The sequence below is a fragment of the Mesorhizobium sp. M0408 genome, assembly GCF_040321495.1.
In the GTDB taxonomy this organism is placed as follows: Bacteria; Pseudomonadota; Alphaproteobacteria; order Rhizobiales; family Rhizobiaceae; genus Mesorhizobium.
Map to the genome: position 1 here is coordinate 37,533 of NZ_JAMYRO010000025.1, position 18,114 is coordinate 55,646.

Sequence of the window (18,114 nt, forward strand, 5' to 3'; positions counted from 1 at the left end):
CCACCCCAAGTCCCCCCAAACCCCTCGGCCCGTCCTACTTAGAAGCCGACCGCAAGGTCGGCTTTTTCTTTGCTGGCTCGATTGGCCAAGGCCAGGTTGCCGCTGAACAACGCGGCCAGATCCTGCGCCGGCCGGTCGGCATCCTCACGCAAGCGGACGGCGAATTCGGCGACCGGCACCGGCGGCAGATCAAGATCGCGCGGCGCCTCGACGATGCCGGAATGAGCGAAGCGCGCCGTCCTCAACGTCAAGGCGATGCCGGCGTGCACCGCCGTGCGCAGGCCGGCAAGGCTGGCACTGCCGGCAGCAATGCGGTAGCGACGGCCGGCCGCATCGAGTGCACTGGTCGCCGCTTCGCGAAACCCGCAATGGGGATCGAGCAGCGCCAAGGGCAGTTCGTCGTGGCGGGTGGCCAGCCCGTTTTGTGAGCAAAGCCAGATCATTGGTTCCTTGAGCACACCGACTTCGTCCCGTGTCGGCACCTGCCGCATGGCAATGGCCAGATCAAGGATGCCGGCCTGCAAAGCCTGCGCCAGTTCGGCGGAACGGCCGACGCGCAGTTCGATCCTGACGCGCGGATGGCTGACAGCAAAAGCCCTGAGAAGCTGCGGCAAGCCGCTGTCGGCGAAATCCTGCGTGGTGCCGATGGCGACGCGCCCGTCGGCGTGCGCGCCTTTGAGGGCCAGCCACGCCTCGCGGTGCGCGGCAAGGATGCGACGCGCGTGAACGATCAGATCCTCGCCTGCCGACGTCAGGCCGCGCCCTCGCCCCTGCGGCACCAGCAGCGGTTCGCCGACAACATCCTCCAGCCGCTGCATCTGCGCGGTCACTGCGGACGGCGAGCGACCGACGATCGACGCGGCCCGCGCCAGGGAACCGCCGTCGACGAAAGCGAGGAAAGTCTTGAGGAGGTCGGGATCGAACATCTGCATAATTCGACACTATCAAAGTGTTTATCAAAAACAATTCGATTTTTTTGATCAAAGGACGATGGCATGATTTTCTCGACGGCGAAGAGGCGCCGCTTGAAACCGAGGAGAAGAAATATGCCGATCATCAATGTCAGCGTTACCGGCAAGCCCGATGCCGCTTTGTCCGCCGCCATTGCCAAGGAAGTGACCGAACTGACGGCCACGCATCTGCGCAAGGACGCGACGATCACAGCTGTTGCCATTTCCTATCACGACCCCGAGCACTGGTTCGCCGGCGGCAAGTCGCTGGCCGAGCATGGCACCAACACGGCCTGGCTCGACATCAAGGTTGTCGACGGCACCAACACCAAGCTCGAACTGGAGGCGTATCTGCAGGCAATTTTCGCGGCATTCGGCCGGCTGCTGGGTAAGGTGCATGAGGAAAGCTACGCCCTCGTGCATGAAGTGCCTGCAGCCGCCTATGGCTTTGGCGGCAAGACGCAGGAATTCCGGTTCATCAGCGGAAGGATGAAAGCGGCGTAGCTGCGATAGGCAGCCGAGCCGAATCAAACATAGAAGAGAAGGAAAAATGGAGCCGCATTGACGTTGATCCAACTTCGGCTAGGTTCTCACCCGAAGCGGCCACTGAAGAGCCGTGACGTGAGATCGTTGGGAGATGCGGCGATGATCCTGACACTGGCGCTGCTTGCGGGTCTTGTCGCGGCCTGGCTGCTGATCGGCGTGGTGGAGAAGTTCCGCCTCGGCCTGCGTTTGAGCCAGGCGCTGCTCTACGTGCCGTTCAAGCTCGCCTACCGGATCAGCGACGAGCGCATCAAGATTGCGCGCAGGTCGGTGGCCCCGGTCATCTATGTCATCTGGCATCAGTCACGCATCGAGCCGGCGCTGATGCTGTCGCTGCTGCCGGAGGACACGCTGCACATCCTCGACCAGGCTTCGGCCAGATCGCCGTGGCTGGAGCCGTGGCGCGAGCTCGGCCGCACCATCGCCTTCAACGCCGAGCATGTCTTCGTCAGCCGCAGATTGGTGCGGGTGCTGAAGGGCAAGGGCCGGCTCGCCGTTTACCTGCCGGATGCGGTCGAGCCAGACGTCAAGTCGTTTCGGTTGTTTCGCGCCATCACCCGTATCGCCATGCAGGCCGACGCCCGTATCGTGCCGGTCTTCGTTGCCGGCGCACGCAGCCTGCCGGCCTCGCTGACGCCGGCGGACAAGGCGCCGCGCCATTGGTTTCCGCAGCTGTCGATCAGCGCGCTGGAGCCGATGACCATCGCCGAGCTGGTGGCGCGGAACCCAGATCAGGCCTCCAACACCAATGCGCTGTTTGATCGCTTCGCCGAGGCCAGGCTTTTCGGCAGTGATCTCGACCGAGGGCTGTTCCTCGCCATGCGCGATGCGGCCGACCGTGTTGGCGCTTCGCACCCAATAATCGAGGATGTCATTGGCGGTCCCCTGAGCTACCGGAAAATGTTCATCGGCGCCAGGGTTTTGGGCCGACGGTTCGAGGCAATAACAGCGCCGGGCGAAGCGGTTGGGCTGCTCCTGCCCAACGCCAATGGCGTCGTGCTGTCGTTCGTCGGACTTTTGTCGGCTGCGCGGGTGGCAGCAATGATCAACTATACCGCCGGCCCGGCCAGCGTCACCGCCGCCGTCCGCACGGCGATGATCCGAACCGTGGTCTCCTCACGCGCCTTTGTCGAAAAGGCCAACCTCGCCGACATCGTCGAGGCGGTGGAAAAGGGCGGGGCGAAACTGCTGTGGCTGGAGGATGTCCGCGCAAGCGTGACCGTGCTGGACAAGGCCGCAGCCGGCTTGCTGTGGCGCTGGCCGTTGCAGCGCCAGGGCGCAGCCAAGCCGGCGGTGATCCTGTTCACCTCCGGCTCGGAAGGCACGCCCAAGGCCGTGGTGCTGTCGCACCGGAACCTTCTTGCCAATGCGATGCAGGCGGAAGCTCGCATCACCATCTCGCCGGCCGATATCCTGCTCAACGTGCTGCCGGTGTTCCACTCGTTCGGGCTGACCGGCGGCACCATCCTGCCGCTGGTCACCGGAGTAAAGCTGTTCCTCTACCCGTCACCGCTCCACTACAAACTTATTCCGGAGGTGGCGCGCAAGGTCCGGCCGACGGTGATGTTCGGCACCGACACGTTCCTCGCCAACTATGCCCGCACCGCCAAGGACGGCGATTTTTCCAGCCTGCGCTTCGTCGTGGCCGGTGCCGAGGCGGTGAAGCCGGAGACGCGCCGGGTTTACCGCGAGCGCTTCCAGGCCGAGATCATCGAAGGTTTTGGCTTGACCGAGGCCGCACCAGTGGTTGCCGTCAACACCGCCATCCACGGCCGCGATGGAACGGTCGGGCGGCTGCTGCCGGCCATGCGCATGAAACTCGAACCGGTCGAAGGCATCAGCGACGCCGGCCGGCTGTGGCTCGACGGGCCGAACCTGATGATGGGCTACATGACCGGCGACCGGCCTGGCGAGCTGCAGCCGCTCGAAGGCTGGCACGACACCGGCGATATCATTTCGGTCGATCGCGAAGGCTTCATCACCATTCGCGGCCGCGCCAAGCGCTTCGCCAAGATAGCCGGCGAGATGGTATCGCTTGGTGCGGTCGAGATGCTGGTGCAGTCGCTGTGGCCGGAAGAGCATCACGCCGTGGTAGCGGTGCCGGACAAGCGGCGCGGCGAGCGCCTCGTTCTGGTCACCACCGCCGACAATGCCGATCCCCACGAATTGCGCGAATTCGGCAAAAAAGCCGGCGCGGCCGAACTGATGGTGCCGAACGACATCGTCAAGGTCGAGGAGATCCCTGTACTGGGCTCCGGCAAGACCGACTATGTCTCGACTAGAAAGCTGGCACTCGAGAGGCTGGGACTGAGCGCAGCCGCCTGAGGTTTGCTGTCGAGAACTCTAAAGCGCGGCGCGTTCGACCGGCCTTGTGCGCGACGCGCATTAGATTCTTGCTTTTATGCATGCCGTTATCGCAAAACCGCTGCACACTTTTGCGCGAATGCATTAGAAGACCACCACCGACAACAGCAGAATGGCGCCGACGGCCATCATCAGCAGGCCCGGCCAGTTCTGCGACAGGCCGAGAAAACGGAGCCCGCGCCGCCGCGGCTCCAGGGTCGGACCTGGTGTTGCGAGATTAGGCGTCGGACTGTCCGGCGCGGTGGAGACAGCGGCCGGTTCACTAAGCCGCCCGCGCATGATGGCTGCTACCGCCATATAGACGAGGCCGGCGACAGTCAGTAACACGCCGATGAGGATGACAGCCATTTCTCCTCGTTTCCGATGGCTCTGCGCCCGATGCGGCAGCTTGCGCGACGTAGACGACGTACCACGAGCAGCCGCTCAGACGGACCTACCAAACACAAACGGTCTAGCCGCCCAGCAAGTTCCGAAAACGGGTTTTTGAGGTGCATTCCACAGCGCCGCGCGCTGTGTGAGCCGGTCCTGAGTCTAAACGGACGATCCTTTTCGGAATCATGCACTGCCAGGCGCAACGCGAACTGGCATCAAATCTGTCAACCAATATCCGAGGACGGCACCTTCTCGCCTTCGCGCTTGGCGCGTCTCGAATAGGCGCGCACGCTGAACGGCAAGAAGACCAGATAGCCGGCAACCGAGGCCGTCAGCGTATACCAGGGATAGGTCATCAAAAGCAGGACGTAGAGGACGACTGCGAGGATGATCGGCAGCACCCTGTCGCCCGGTATCCTGACGCTCTTGCCGGAATAGACGGGCAGTCTGCTGACCAGCAGGAACGCCACCAATATTGTAAAGCCGGTGGCAATGAAGGCTGCCAGGCGGCTGGGTTCAAGCCCAAGCCTGAGGAAGAACAGATAGAGCGGCAGCATCACCAGCACCGCACCCGCCGGCGCCGGCACGCCGACGAAATATTCGGTCTGCCACTGCGGACGGTCGAGCTCTTCGTCGAGCACGTTGAAACGGGCAAGCCTCATCCCACAGGCGATGGTGAACAGCAGCGCGGCGATCCAGCCCGGCGAACCTGCCCTGTCGAGCAGAAAGGCATAGAGCACCAGCGCCGGTGCCACGCCGAAATTGACGATATCGGCCAGCGAATCCATCTGGGCGCCGAATTTGGAAGTCGCCTTCAGCATTCGCGCCAGACGGCCGTCGATACCATCGAGGAAGGCCGCGAGCAGCACCATCACCACCGCTGGCTCGAAGCGGCCCTCGAAGCCGAAGCGAATACCGGACAGGCCGGCGCAGATGGCGAGCACCGTGACCAGATTGGGCAGCACCATGCGCATCGGGATTTCGCGAATGCGCGGGCCACCGCCGCCATGCGCCTCGAATTTCTTGAACGGCGGGGCCACCGGTCAGGAGATCCGCACGAGCGGCGTTGCCGCAACGCCGCCGAATTCCGCCAGCACCGTCTCACCGCCAACCGCGGTCTGGCCGACGGCGACGCGCGGCGTCGCGGTCGAGGGCAGGAATACATCGACGCGCGAGCCAAAGCGGATCAGCCCGAAGCGCTCGCCGGTGCCGATGGCGCCGCCGGGCTCGGCCCAGCAGACGATGCGCCGCGCCACCAGGCCGGCAATCTGTACCGCGGCGACCGTTCCATTGGGGCTTTCGATGACCAGCCCGTTGCGCTCGTTCTCGGTGCTTGCCTTGTCGAGTTCGGCGTTGAGGAATTTTCCTGGCCGATGCTCGATCCTGGAAATGCGGCCGCGCACCGGGGAGCGGTTCACGTGGCAGGAAAAGACGTTCATGAACACCGAGATGCGGGTCATTTCACCGCCGCCGAGGCCAAGCTCGCGCGGCGGCACGGCCGGGCCAACCGCCGAGACGATGCCGTCGGCCGGGCTGACAACCAGCCGGTCATCGATCGGCGTGACACGCTCGGGATCGCGGAAGAAATAGGCGCACCAGGCCGTCAGGATGAGACCGATCCAGAACAGGGTCGAGGAGAAGTAGCCAAGAAAGAGCGTCGCCGCGCCGAACGCAGCGATAAAGGGATAACCCTCGCGATGGATCGGAACGAACGCATTCTTGATCGTGTCAACGAGGCTCATGGGATGAGGGCAACCTTGGTTCCAAGTCCGGCCTCAATAGCGGAAACACCCCGCGGTCGCAACGCGACAATGAGAGCGCTCGGGGGGTGGCGGTCGCCGCCGTTTCAGGATGCCGTTAGCAGCATCCGGACTGCCGAAGCGATCAACCGGAAATGTTCATTGCGATTGTCGGAACGCAGCACTCTCGCCCGTCCTTGGCAAGACAGCGCCTCTCATCGGCCTTTCGGCCATGACGATTTGCGCAAACCCGGAGGTTCTCGGCCCATGCAGAAATCAGCAGCTAGGCAAGTGCAAGTGGTGATGAACGGCTTGGCCTTCGGCGAGTCACCGCGCTGGCACGATGGCCGGCTGTGGTTCTGCAACTGGGGCACAGGCCAGATCATCGCCGTTGACGCCCTAGGCAACAGCGAGATCGCGCTCACCGTGCCGGCCACCCTGCCCTATTCCATTGACTGGCTGCCGGACGGGCGCCTGCTTGTCGTCTCCGGCTGCGAAGGGCTGATCCTCAGGCAGGAGGCAGACGGGAGGCTGGTCACCCATGCCGATCTGAGACACCTGTCGAAGAGTCCGTGGAACGAGATCGTGGTCGACGGGCGCGGCAACATATACGTCAATGGCGGTGGGCCTGCTCCGGGTCCCGGCCAGCATTTCGGCCCCGGCACCATCGTGCAAGTTGCACCTGATGGCTCGGTTCAGCAGGTGGCTGAGAACCTCGCGTTCGCCAACGGCATGGCGGTGACGCCTGACAACAAGACGCTGGTCGTTGCCGAGTCCCACGCAAACCGGCTGACCGCCTTCGACATCGCTGCCGATGGTGGCCTTTCCAACCGGAGGGTCTGGGCCGATCTCGGCAACGGTTTTCCCGATGGCATCTGCCTAGATGCCGAAGGTGCGGCCTGGTATGCCGACGTTCCGAACCGGCATTGCGTGCGGGTGCGCGAGGGCGGCGCGATGCTCGAAAGCGTCGACGTCGACCGCGGCTGCTTTGCCTGCATGCTCGGCGGCAGCGAGGGAAAAACGCTGTTCATCGTCGCCGCCGAATGGCGCGGCTTCGAACATATGATCAGCGATGCCCGTACCGGCCAAGTGCTCAGCGTCGACGCTACTGCGCCGGGCGCCGGCTGGCCGTAGAGAGCTTACATCCCGGGAATCCGCTGATAGTTGGCGATATCGGCCTTGACGCCAAGTCGCGCGATGGTCTCCTGAGGATTGAAGCCGCTGCGCTCATGCGCAGCCTTGATGATCGGCACGACCTTGTCGACAGCGGCCTGCCCTTCCCATTCGACAATGGTCACGAGGTTGAACTCGCCCGGCCCCGAGAATTGCTCAAGCAGGAAATCCTGGACGAACCCTTGCTGCTGGCGCAGCAAATCATGCGTCATCCGGACCTTGGCAAGAATCTCCTCGCGGGCGTTGGCCGGAACGACAAACTTGTCCACCCGAAATACACTGCCGCCACTAACTGCCTGATTTATCCCATTCATATCGATTGTCTCCGTTTTTGAACGACGCATCTTGCTGCGATCCAAAACGGCCTACGATCTCAACTTAAGTTGAGGTCAAGCACGAATTTTCAGCTCACCTCCGAGGTGCGACGGCGGACGACGACGCCGAACTCGTCGCTTTCGCGGGCGATGCGCAGCCGCTCCTCGGCCTCGCTTGCCTCGCGCTGGCGGTCCCACATCGATGCATAAAGGCCGCGCTTGGCTATCAAGGCGACATGGGTGCCGCGCTCGGCGATCTGGCCATCCTGCAGGACGATGATCTCGTCGGCCGAAATCACTGTGGACAGCCGATGGGCGATGACGAGGGTGGTGCGGCCCTGGCTGACCAGGTCGAGTGCCGCCTGGATCTCCTGCTCGGTGTGGCTGTCCAGCGCCGAGGTCGCCTCGTCGAGCATCAGGATCGGCGGTGCCTTCAAAATGGTGCGGGCAATCGCCACCCGCTGCTTCTCGCCGCCGGACAGTTTTAATCCGCGCTCGCCGACCATTGAGCGATAGCCGTCGGGCAGCCGCTCGATGAACGGTCCGATCTGGGCCAGTTCTGCCGCCTTGCGCACATCCTCCTCGCTGGCGCCGACGCGGCCGTAGCGGATGTTGTAGGCGATGGTGTCGTTAAACAGCACCGTGTCCTGCGGCACCATGCCGATGGCAGCGCGCAAGCTCTCCTGCGTCACGTCGCGAATGTCCTGGCCGTCGATTAGAATCTTGCCGCGCTGGATATCGTAGAAGCGAAACAGAAGCCGCGAAATGGTCGACTTGCCGGCTCCGGAGGGGCCGACGATGGCCACCGTCTTGCCGGCTGGCACCTCGAAGCTGATGCCCTTCAGGATCTTGCGGTTGGGGTCGTAGGAAAAATGTACGTCGCGGAACTCGACCCTGCCGGCATCGACGACCAGCGGCTTGGCGCCCGGCCGATCGACGATCTCACGCTTGACGTCGAGCAGATCGAACATATTTTCGATGTCGGTCAGGCCCTGGCGAATTTCGCGGTAGATCATGCCGATGAAATTCAGCGGCACCGAAAGCTGCATGAGCATGGCGTTGACGAAGACGAAATCGCCGACGCTCTGTGTGCCCGCCTTCACCTCGAGCGCCGACATCACCATGACGACGGTCATGCCGATACCGAAGATCACACCTTGGCCGAAGTTCAGCCAGCCAAGCGAGGTCCAGGTCCTGGTCGCCGCCAACTCATAGCGCGCCGTGGACCGGTCGAACCGCTCGGCCTCCATGGCTTCGTTATTGAAATATTTGACTGTTTCGTAGTTGAGCAGCGAGTCGATCGCCTTCGTGCTGGCTTCATTGTCGCTTTCGTTCATCTCACGGCGGATCGAAATACGCCAATCGCTCGCCCTGACGGTGAACCAGACATAGAGCCAGACCGTGACCGCGATCACCAAGACGTATAGCCAGCCATAGGTGACGGCGAAGATGCCGGCGGTGAGCGCGAATTCGACGATTGTCGGCGCCGTCGCCAGCATGGTGAAGCGGACGATCGTCTCGATGCCCTTGGTGCCGCGCTCGATGACGCGCGACAGTCCGCCGGTGCGCCGTTCGAGGTGGAAGCGCAGCGACAGTTCATGCATGTGCACGAAGGTGCGGAAGGCGAGCCGGCGCACCGCATGCTGGCCGACCCGTGCAAACAGGGCGTCGCGTAACTGGTTGAAGCCGAGTTGCACCAGCCGCACGGCATTGTAGGCGACGACCAGCATGACCGGCGCCAGCAGCAGGGCCGGCAGCGGCGGCGGCGATTTGCTATCGCCGGCCAGTGCGTCGGTCGCCCATTTGAAGAAATAGGGTCCGGCCACCAGGGTCAGCTTGGCGACAACCAGCAGTACGGTTGCCCACACCACGCGCGCCCTCAGGTCGGCGCGGTCGGCCGGCCACATATAGGGCCAGAGATTGCGCAACGTTCTGAAGGTCGAGCCGGAATCTGCGGAAACGGTTTTCTCGGCCATTCTTGTTTACCTTTATGATTTTAGCGGCCGGAGCAGCAGGAATCGACCAGCGCGGCCAGCGATGCCGAAACATCGGCGAGCGCGGCGCGGTCGAGCTCATAGCGCGAGCGCTGGCGGTCAGGCTCGAAGCGGATCAGCCCGGCCTCGACCAGGATCTTCAAATGCTGGGAAACGGTGGACTGCGCCAGGTCGAGATGCTCGACGACCTCGCGACAGCAGCAGGAACGGCTTGCGGAAAGGTGTTTGAGAATTTCGATCCGCGCTGGATGCGAAAGGGCCGCGAGCCGGACAGCGACAGCGCGGCTATCCGGCGTGCAGTTGGCCGGCGTGCAGTTGGCCGGCGCGCGTTCATCTGCCGCGCGGCTTCGGTCCGTTACGAGGGGGGATTCGGTCATCGTCCATCGGCGATAAACGATGACTGGCCCTGCCGCAAGCTATCCTGATGGGCAGAACGGCTACTCGGTCTTGACTGGCGCCGTCGTCATCTGGTCGCCCATTGCCTTGAGATCGGCGGGCTCGCCTTCCTTCGATTTCTCCGGCACCTTGAACACCTGCCCCGGCCAGATGCGGTTCGGATTGCTGATCTGGTCCTGGTTGGCGAGATAGATGGTCGAGTAGCGCATGCCCTGGCCATAGACCCGCCGCGAAATCCGCCACAGCGTGTCATGGCGGCGGATGATGACTGCGCCATCGGCATGTTCGAGCTTTGGCGCCACGGTCTCGGGAGTTTCGCCCGGAGGCGTTGCGACAGCCATTTCGGCCGGGGCCTCGGTTGTAGGAGTGGGGGCAGTTGCGGGCGTTTCGGCGGCCGTTGCCGGTGCGGCTTCGGTCGCCGGAGCATTCGGCTCGGCTTGTTTTACCCCGGCAGGCTTCTGCTCGGCCGGCGCCACGGCCGCAACCGCCTCACCAGGCTCGCGCTCGAACGGCACAGCCGCACGGGCCACCACCGTCACGCCGTCGGCGTCGAGCGCATCGACGTGGATGGTGTAGGTGCCGACCGGGATGTCGCGTGTCGCTTCGACCAGGAAGTGGCGGTCGGGCGAGGTCTTCGCGTCACCGAGCAGGATATCGTTGGCATAGGCACGCACCTTGCGGCCGGGATCGGCGAGGCCGGCAACGAAAATCTTGTTGCCGTCGATTTCGACAGCTTCGACGACGATCTTCGGCTCCACCGCGGGAGTAGCGGGCGCTGCCGGTGTGGCGGGTGCTGCCGGAGCCGGCGCGGCTTCAACAGCGGCCGGCGCGGCAGGAGCAGGCGCTGCTGGAACATCAGCCGCCGGGGCGGCTGGCGCCGGCGCTGCGGCAGCCGGCAATTCGGTGCCGGTGGCGGGTGGCTGAACGGCCGCCTGTTCGCCGACAGGCGGCGAGGCGTCAGATTTCGCCTGAGGGGCCGGAATAGTGAGCAGTTCGGACGGCTTGCCCGGCTCCTCGACCATTGCCAGCACCTGGCCGGTGGAATTCTGGGGGATCGAAACGACGGCGGTCTGCGCCGAGGCGGTCACGACATTGCCAGCCGTAGAGCGCAGCGTGATCGTATAGTCGCCGGGCTTCAGCGGATCGTCGAGAATAATGGCAAAGGCGCCGTCAGGGCCGGCGACCGTCGAGCCGAGCACAGCCGAACCGTTGAGAATCTCGACCTTGGCGTTGGGCGCCGAATTGCCGGCGACGACGATCGAGCCGTTGCTTTCGACGCGCACGATGTCGAAGGTCGGCACGATTGCACCTGCTGCGGCCGGCGCCGCGGGCGCTGCGGCATCGGTGGACGCGGCGGGCGCAGGCGGCAGCCGGCCCTCGGTCGCCGGAGCGGCCGGTTTCGAAGCCGGCGGCGTCAGCGCCGCGACCTCCGCAGGCCGGGTAGAATTGAGATACGGGTCGAGCGCGCCCGATACATAGGCGGTTCCCGCCGCGGCGACAGAGCCGCCAGCCGCGAACAAAAACGCCTTCAATGGATTAATTGCCATGTTTCCCTGCCCCTTAGCCACCTAATTTCGGTCTAGCCTGTTTTACCAAAGCCGACAAGAAAAAGCCCGCCCCAGGGCTTGACCATGCCAATAGTCCCTATCACCAATCATAACATGAACACGATTCGATCTGTCTGCGTCTATTGCGGCTCGTCCCCGGGCCGAGATGAAACCTATATCAAGGCCGGACACCTGCTTGGCCGCTCGATCGCCAAGTCCGGCCTGCGTCTGATTTATGGCGGCGGCACTAAAGGTATCATGGGTGCCGTCGCTGAAGGGGCATTAAAGGCCGGTGGCAAGGTAACCGGCATAATTCCGCGTTTTCTGATCAACAGGGAGGCGACCGAAACCGCGCTTAACCGGCTCGACGAGCTCGTCGTCACCGACAACATGCACGAGCGCAAGCACAGGATGTTCGAGAAATCCGACGCCTTTGTGGCGTTGCCCGGCGGCATCGGCACCGTCGAGGAGATCGTCGAGATCATGACTTGGGCGCAGCTCGGCCATCACCGCAAGCCGATCGTCTTCGGCAACGTCGGAGGGTTCTGGGATCCGATGCTGGCGTTGCTCGACCACATGGCAGCGGAGGGCTTCATCCACACGGCGCAACGGGTCAAGCCGCTGGTGGTCGAGGATCCGGAAGCAATCGTCGCCGCTATCATGGTGGCGGGATTCTCCGTCGATGCACCGACGGAGGGCGTGCAGTCGGTGATTGATAAGATGTAGAGTGAATGGTGAATGGTGAATGGTGAATGGTGAATGGTGAATGGTGAAGTAGAAGACTTTCCAAACCGGCGCCTGTCTATTCACTATTCACTCCTTCCCTACTGCCTTCCTCAAGTCTCCGATGACCGCACGCTTGTCCTGACGCCGCCAGGCGAGATGGATCGAGACGGTGCGTTCGAACCACGGCAGATCGCGAAACACGATCTGAAGCGGGGCGGCACTCCGCAGGCTGGCCTGCACCGTCGCCAGCCCAAGCCCGGCGCTGACCAAGCCCAACGACGTCAACGGATCGGTCGTCTCATAGGCTATGTCGGGCAGGAAACCGGCCTTCGCACAGGCGGCGAGAAATTGGCTACGGTTGGTGTCGTCAGGCTGGCGCACCACCGTGATCCAGGTACGGCCGTCCAGTTGCTGCGGCAGTATCTCCGCGATTTCTGCCAATGGATCGCCTTCCGGCATCGCCAGAACCAGCGGCTCGCGCATGATGAGCATGGCGACGATGTCGGGATCATCGGCAGAAGGAGGCGTGTTGACAAGGCCCAGATCGAGCGATCGTTCGCGCAGCGCTTCGATCTGGGCGGCGGAACGCTGACCCTTCAGTTGAAGATGAAATTCGGGCCGGTCGCGGCGAAACTGGCGCAGCATCCGAGCGACAAGCCCGGCATGGACCGCACCTTCCACATAACCGATGGCGAGACGGCCGACCGTACCGCTGGCGAGATTGCGGCCGAGTTCCTCGAGCCGTCTTGCATGGGCCAGCAGCGCACGCGCCTCGGCAAGAAAAGCGCGGCCCTCGGCATTGAGATGAACACGCTGCCTCGCCCTCTCGAACAGTGCGACGCCCAGCTGCTCCTCCAGCTGAATGATCTGACGGCTGAGCGGCGACTGCGAGATGTGCAGCAATTCGGCGGCACGCCCGACGTTGCCGGTTTCGGCCACCGTGATGAAATAGCGGAGCTGGCGCAGGTCGAACATTGTTGCTTCGATGCTCAAGTCCCGTGAGGTCTCAAATTTAGCCTAATCAGTCTTGGACTGTCTGGCCAGCAGAAGCGAATATTTCCGCCATTCCAACGGCCAACATCAGGAGATTCCGATGCAGTTCTTTGCCCTTCTTGCGCGCAACACCGAAAAGTTCACCGACGCCGATTTCGCGCCGCTGCTGCCTGGCGAGGCCGAGCAGCGCCGCACGCTCTATGCCGAAGGCGCCGTGCGTCAGGTGTGGAATCGGGGTGACATTCCCGGCAGCGGCATGATGTTCGAAGCCGGCAGCGATGCCGATGTGCGCCACCATCTTGCAACTTTACCGCTGGTCAAGGCTGGCATGATGGATATTGCCGCCGTCGTGCCGCTGCAGCCATATCCCGGCTTCGGGCCGAAGCGCTGAGCGATCGTGAAAGACGCGGCTGCCGGCATTAAGACCGGCCAGCCGCCTTTCTTCGTTACGCGGCTCGAGCTGATGCGGAAACGGTCTTGCGCGCCGAAGAAAACATCGACCAGGAGTACATCGCCAGTGCCGCCCAGATCAGCCCGAAGGCTATGGCCTGAACACTGCCGAAGGGTTCGCCGAAAATCAGCACCGCGATCAAAAAGACGATCGTCGGCGCGATATATTGCATGATGCCGATGGTGGAGAGGCGCAGCAGCCTGGCTCCGAACGCAAACAACAGCAGCGGCACGGCGGTGACCGGACCGCAGCCGATCAGCAAGGCGGTGTCGTTCAGCGAGCTGGAGACGAAATGATCCTGTCCTGTGGCGATCAGGAAGATGATGTAGCCGAGTGCCGGCACCGACAGCAGCAGCACTTCAAGCAGGAAGCCCTGGCTCGGGCCGATTGGCAGCGTCTTGCGGAAGAAGCCATAGGCGGCAAAGGAAAAGGCTAGCACCAGCGACACCCAGGGCAGTTTGCCGGCGTCGATGGTCAGCACCGCGACCGCGATTGCCGCCAGCACCACCGCCGCGATCTGCAGGCGGTCGAGCCGCTCGCCGAGGAGCAGCGCGCCGACAACGACGCTGACCAGCGGGTTGATGTAATAGCCGAGCGCGGTCTCGATGGTGCGGTCGACCGCGATCGCCCAGACATAGATGCCCCAGTTGACCGAGATCAGCGCCGCCGTCAGCACCGCCATCGAAATGATGCGCGGCGAACGAACTGCCGCTTTGAAATCGGCAGTGCGGCCGGCCCAGACCAGGACAGCGGCCGCGATCGGCACCGACCAGACGATGCGGTGGGCGATGACTTCGGCCAGCGGCAGATGCGCGACAGCCTTCATGTAGAAGGGCAGCAGCCCCCAAAGCAGGTAGGCGCCGAGCGCCAGCAGGAAGCCGCGACGAGCTTTGGTGTCGGCCTCGATGTGAAGTGCTTGGGTAGTCATGGCCCAAGGCTATGCGCCAGCGGCTTGCCCAAAACCATCGCAAATTGCTGATGGATCAATGGAGTCTTGCTGATGGTTCAACGCTACTCCGCCGCCGCCAATCCCGCCATGTCGCGGTTCTTCATCAGCTTGTAGACGATCGAATCCATCAACGCCTGGAAGGAAGCGTCGATGATGTTTTCGGAGACACCGACCGTCCACCAGCGCGCACCGGTGCCGTCATGCGATTCGATCAGCACGCGGGTGATCGCCTCGGTGCCGCCATTGAGGATACGCACCTTGAAGTCGGCCAGCTCGAGATCGGCGATCTCGCTCTGGAATTTGCCGAGATCCTTGCGCAGCGCAATGTCGAGCGCGTTGACCGGGCCATGGCCTTCGGCGACCGACATCTTCTCCTCGCCCTCGACCAGCACTTTCACGATCGCCTCCGAGACCGTCTTCAGCTGGCCGTTGGCATCGAAGCGGCGCTCGACCATGCAGCGGAACGAAGTGACGCGGAAGAATTCCGGCAGGCCATGCAGCATCTTGCGCGCCAGAAGCTCGAAGCTGGCGTCGGCGCCTTCGTAAGCGTAGCCCTCCGCCTCACGTTCCTTGACTACAGCGATCAGCGCGTCGAGGCGATGGTCATCCCGGGGCATGTCGATGCCGCGCCGCTTCAGCTCGGCGAGGAAATTGGCCTTGCCACCTTGGTCCGAAACCATGACGCGGCGGCGGTTGCCGACAGTCTCTGGCGGCACATGCTCGTAGGTCGCCGGCTCCTTGGCCAGCGCCGAGGCATGGATGCCGGCCTTGGTGGCGAAAGCGGAGGCGCCGACATAGGGCGCTTGCGCTTCCGGCGCGCGGTTCAGCAACTCGTCGAAGGCGCGGGACAGGCGCGATATACCGGTCAACGCCTCTGCCGAAATGCCTGTAGCAAAGCGGCCCGAAAAGGCCGGCTTCAACGCCAATGTCGGCACGATCGAGATCAGGTTGGCGTTGCCGCAGCGCTCGCCGATGCCATTCAGCGTGCCCTGGATCTGGCGCACGCCGGCCTCCACGGCGGCAAGCGAATTCGCCACCGCCTGGCCGGTGTCGTCATGGGCGTGGATGCCGAGATGGTCGCCCGGTATGCCGGCCGCGATCACCTTTTCGACGATGGCGCGCACCTCGGAGGGCTGCGTGCCGCCATTGGTGTCGCACAGCACCACCCAGCGCGCGCCGGCATCGTAGGCCGTCCTGGCGCAGGCCAGCGCATAATCTGGATTGGCCTTGAAGCCGTCGAAGAAATGCTCGCAGTCGACCATCGCCTCCTTGCCGGCAGTGAGCGCCGCCTCGACCGAGGCCTTGATCGCCCCGAGGTTCTCCTCATTGGTGCAGCCGAGCGCGACGCGGACATGGTAGTCCCAACTCTTGGCGACGAAACAGATGGCGTCCGACTTCGACTGGACCAGCGCGGCAAGCCCAGGATCGTTCGAGATCGACACTCCTGCCCGTTTGGTCATGCCAAAGGCAACGAACTTGGCATCGGCCGTGCGACGCTCGGCAAAGAAGGCGGTGTCGGTTGGATTGGCGCCGGGGTAGCCGCCCTCGACGTAGTCGATGCCGAACTCGTCGAGCAGCTTGGCGATGGCGATCTTGTCCTCGACGGAAAAGTCGATACCCGGCGTCTGCTGACCATCGCGCAGCGTGGTGTCGAACAGATAAAGGCGCTCGCGAGCCATGGTCATTTCCCGGCAAACATGTCCGTTGCGCGGATCAGCCTGTCGAGGATGCCCGGCTCCGAATAGGCGTGGCCGGCGCCTTCGATCAGATGGAAATCCGCTTTCGGCCACGCCTTGTGCAGCGCCCAGGCGCAGCGCGCCGGGCACGGCATGTCGTAGCGGCCGTGAACGATGGTACCCGGGATATCCTTAAGCTTCCATGCATCGCGCAGCAGCTGTCCCTCTTCCAGCCAGCCGGCATGGACGAAATAGTGGTTCTCGATGCGGGCGAAAGCCAGGGCATAATCATCCTGGCCGAAGGGACCGCTGGTTTCCGGTTCCGGCAGCAGCGTGATCGTCTCGCCCTCCCACAGGCTCCAGGCGCGGGCGGCCTCGACCTGCGCCACAGGATCGCTGCCGACCAGCCGTTTGCGGTAGGCGGCCATCATGTCGCCGCGCTCGGCCTCCGGGATCGGCGCCAGAAACCGCTCCCACTTGTCGGGGAACATCTCCGACACGCCGAACTGGTAGTACCATTCGAGTTCGGCGCGGGTCAGCGTGTAGATGCCGCGCACGACCAGTTCGCTGACCCGCTCGGGGTGGGTCTCGGCATAGGCCAGCGCCAGCGTCGAACCCCACGAACCGCCGAACACCAGCCATTTGTCGAAGCCGCACATTTTTCGCAGGCGCTCGATGTCGGCGACCAGGTGCCAGGTGGTGTTGCATTCAAGCGACGCATTGGGCGTCGATTTTCCGCAGCCGCGCTGGTCGAACAGGATGACATCGTACAGCTTCGGATCGAACAGCCGCCGGTGCTTTGGCGAAATGGTGCCGCCCGGCCCGCCATGCAGGAAGACAGCCGGCTTGGCCCCTCTGGTGCCGGAGCGCTCCCAATAGACCTGATGGCCATCGCCAACGTCGAGCATGCCGGACTCGAAAGCCTCGATCTCGGGATAGAGGGTACGGAATTCGCTGCTCATAATTTCAGGCCCTGCTGCGGCCAGTTGGCCGTCTCGTGATCGGGATGCTGGAAGGAGATGATGGATTCCTGTCGCGCGTAGAAATCCGGGTCGTCATGGATCGGCGCGTCGAAGATCGTCTCGACCCAAGGCAGCCTGGCGGCGTAGTTAACCTGGATCTGCGGCGCCAGATCGGAACGGTCGTCGAAGGCGCCGATGGCGATCTCCAGCGCGCCGGGCTGGCGGTAGGTCAGCGGTGTGCCGCAGCGGGCGCAGAAGCCACGATCGATGTTGACCGACGACTGAAAGTAACTCGGCTCCTCGCGCACCCATTCGACGCCGTCGCTCGGCACTGTCACCAGCGCGCCGAAAAACGACCCGAACTGTTTCTGGCACATGCGGCAATGACAAATGGACGGGCGGCCGAGCGCCCCGTGGATGCGAAAGCGCACGGCGCCGCACTGGCAGCCGCCGGTACGAACGGTTTCGGTCATGATTTTTCCTCTGGCGGCCATTGTTCGGTGTCGTGGTCGGGATGTTGGTAGGAGACGAGATCGGCGAGATAGGAGGCCGACGAGACGTCGGCCATCGTTTCCTCACCTGGCAATTCGTGGACGTGATCCACGTACGGGAGCTTGGCTTCGACACCCCATTGGATGGTCGGCGCGATCTCCTCGGGGTGGTCGAACGTGGCGATGGCGAGGCCCACCCCGTCGGGCGCTTCGAAGGTCAGCGGCGTGCCGCATTCGGCGCAGAAACCGCGCAAAGCCGCGTTGGACGAGCGGAAGCGTTTGGGCTCACCGCGCGTCCAGTCCAGCCTTGCGCCGCGCACCGAGACCAGCGGCAGGTAGAAATTGCCGCTCGCCTTCTGGCACATGCGGCAATGGCAGACGGAAGCATCGCCGAGCGCTCCTTCGACGCGGAAGCGCACCGCGCCGCACTGGCAGCCGCCTGTATAGACCGGTCTGTTGTCGAGGCTCATCGCG

At 63.5% G+C, this 18,114-nt stretch carries 19 protein-coding genes; 5 read left to right on the top strand and 14 right to left on the bottom strand.

What is annotated here, in order from left to right; all coding sequences use genetic code 11:
- Positions 1-38: 38 nt before the first annotated feature.
- Positions 39-932, bottom strand: coding sequence for a LysR substrate-binding domain-containing protein (locus NKI67_RS25175; protein ID WP_352647448.1), 894 nt, complete (start codon positions 930-932; stop codon positions 39-41).
- Positions 933-1,046: 114 nt separating this feature from the next.
- Between NKI67_RS25175 and NKI67_RS25180 the strand changes: the two genes are divergently transcribed.
- Both NKI67_RS25180 and NKI67_RS25185 read left to right on the top strand, forming a co-directional pair.
- Entirely contained in the window at positions 1,047-1,454 is a 408-nt protein-coding gene (locus NKI67_RS25180; protein ID WP_023677725.1) for a tautomerase family protein, read from the top strand.
- A gap of 141 nt (positions 1,455-1,595) precedes the next feature.
- On the top strand, positions 1,596-3,818 hold the full coding sequence (locus NKI67_RS25185; RefSeq protein ID WP_352647450.1) for an AMP-binding protein: 2,223 nt from the start codon (positions 1,596-1,598) through the stop codon (positions 3,816-3,818).
- 123 nt (positions 3,819-3,941) lie between these two features.
- Here NKI67_RS25185 and NKI67_RS25190 read toward each other — a convergent pair whose 3' ends face one another.
- From NKI67_RS25190 to NKI67_RS25200, 3 genes are all read right to left on the bottom strand, one after another.
- On the bottom strand, positions 3,942-4,205 hold the full coding sequence (locus tag NKI67_RS25190; RefSeq protein WP_352578953.1) for a hypothetical protein: 264 nt from the start codon (positions 4,203-4,205) through the stop codon (positions 3,942-3,944).
- Positions 4,206-4,453: 248 nt separating this feature from the next.
- A complete protein-coding gene (locus NKI67_RS25195) occupies positions 4,454-5,269 on the bottom strand; it encodes a CDP-alcohol phosphatidyltransferase family protein (RefSeq protein WP_023677728.1) in 816 nt (271 codons plus the stop codon).
- Positions 5,270-5,272: 3 nt separating this feature from the next.
- Positions 5,273-5,971, bottom strand: coding sequence for a phosphatidylserine decarboxylase (locus NKI67_RS25200; protein ID WP_023677729.1), 699 nt, complete (start codon positions 5,969-5,971; stop codon positions 5,273-5,275).
- A 264-nt stretch (positions 5,972-6,235) separates the two neighbouring features.
- Between NKI67_RS25200 and NKI67_RS25205 the strand changes: the two genes are divergently transcribed.
- A complete protein-coding gene (locus NKI67_RS25205; RefSeq protein WP_352647453.1) occupies positions 6,236-7,102 on the top strand; it encodes an SMP-30/gluconolactonase/LRE family protein in 867 nt (288 codons plus the stop codon).
- Positions 7,103-7,107: 5 nt separating this feature from the next.
- Here NKI67_RS25205 and NKI67_RS25210 read toward each other — a convergent pair whose 3' ends face one another.
- The 4 genes from NKI67_RS25210 to NKI67_RS25225 all read right to left on the bottom strand — a co-directional run bounded on the left by NKI67_RS25210 (position 7,108) and on the right by NKI67_RS25225 (position 11,392).
- Complete coding sequence (locus NKI67_RS25210) at positions 7,108-7,455, bottom strand: antibiotic biosynthesis monooxygenase (protein ID WP_352647491.1); 348 nt, start codon at positions 7,453-7,455, stop codon at positions 7,108-7,110.
- 89 nt (positions 7,456-7,544) lie between these two features.
- Complete coding sequence (locus NKI67_RS25215; protein WP_023677732.1) at positions 7,545-9,431, bottom strand: ABCB family ABC transporter ATP-binding protein/permease; 1,887 nt, start codon at positions 9,429-9,431, stop codon at positions 7,545-7,547.
- A 20-nt stretch (positions 9,432-9,451) separates the two neighbouring features.
- On the bottom strand, positions 9,452-9,826 hold the full coding sequence (locus NKI67_RS25220; protein WP_023677733.1) for an ArsR/SmtB family transcription factor: 375 nt from the start codon (positions 9,824-9,826) through the stop codon (positions 9,452-9,454).
- Positions 9,827-9,886: 60 nt separating this feature from the next.
- The gene (locus NKI67_RS25225; protein ID WP_352647455.1) at positions 9,887-11,392 is read right to left on the bottom strand and encodes a LysM peptidoglycan-binding domain-containing protein; all 1,506 of its coding nucleotides are present in this window, start codon (positions 11,390-11,392) and stop codon (positions 9,887-9,889) included.
- Between the two features lie 114 nt (positions 11,393-11,506).
- Here NKI67_RS25225 and NKI67_RS25230 point away from each other — a divergent pair, with 114 nt between their 5' ends.
- On the top strand, positions 11,507-12,118 hold the full coding sequence (locus tag NKI67_RS25230) for an LOG family protein (RefSeq protein ID WP_352569662.1): 612 nt from the start codon (positions 11,507-11,509) through the stop codon (positions 12,116-12,118).
- An 87-nt stretch (positions 12,119-12,205) separates the two neighbouring features.
- On the opposite strand, the gene NKI67_RS25235 is transcribed toward NKI67_RS25230, so the two are convergent.
- Entirely contained in the window at positions 12,206-13,111 is a 906-nt protein-coding gene (locus NKI67_RS25235) for a LysR family transcriptional regulator (RefSeq protein ID WP_352569659.1), read from the bottom strand.
- Between the two features lie 100 nt (positions 13,112-13,211).
- Here NKI67_RS25235 and NKI67_RS25240 point away from each other — a divergent pair, with 100 nt between their 5' ends.
- Positions 13,212-13,502 carry a muconolactone Delta-isomerase family protein gene (locus tag NKI67_RS25240; RefSeq protein WP_352448978.1) on the top strand — a complete coding sequence of 97 codons (291 nt, stop codon included), beginning with the start codon at positions 13,212-13,214 and terminating at the stop codon, positions 13,500-13,502.
- 55 nt (positions 13,503-13,557) lie between these two features.
- Here NKI67_RS25240 and rarD read toward each other — a convergent pair whose 3' ends face one another.
- The 5 genes from rarD to NKI67_RS25265 all read right to left on the bottom strand — a co-directional run bounded on the left by rarD (position 13,558) and on the right by NKI67_RS25265 (position 18,110).
- Positions 13,558-14,490, bottom strand: coding sequence for an EamA family transporter RarD (gene rarD / locus NKI67_RS25245; protein WP_023677738.1), 933 nt, complete (start codon positions 14,488-14,490; stop codon positions 13,558-13,560).
- Positions 14,491-14,573: 83 nt separating this feature from the next.
- A complete protein-coding gene (cimA, locus tag NKI67_RS25250; protein WP_352647457.1) occupies positions 14,574-16,196 on the bottom strand; it encodes a citramalate synthase in 1,623 nt (540 codons plus the stop codon).
- Positions 16,193-17,149 (bottom strand): prolyl aminopeptidase, encoded by a 957-nt coding sequence (pip, locus tag NKI67_RS25255; protein WP_352647459.1) that lies wholly within the window; start codon positions 17,147-17,149, stop codon positions 16,193-16,195. The genes cimA and pip overlap by 4 nt, the downstream gene beginning before the upstream one ends.
- Entirely contained in the window at positions 17,146-17,622 is a 477-nt protein-coding gene (locus tag NKI67_RS25260; protein ID WP_352448982.1) for a GFA family protein, read from the bottom strand. The genes pip and NKI67_RS25260 overlap by 4 nt, the downstream gene beginning before the upstream one ends.
- A complete protein-coding gene (locus tag NKI67_RS25265) occupies positions 17,619-18,110 on the bottom strand; it encodes a GFA family protein (protein ID WP_352620463.1) in 492 nt (163 codons plus the stop codon). Before NKI67_RS25265 ends, NKI67_RS25260 begins: the two co-directional genes overlap by 4 nt.
- Between the last annotated feature and the right edge of the window lie 4 nt (positions 18,111-18,114).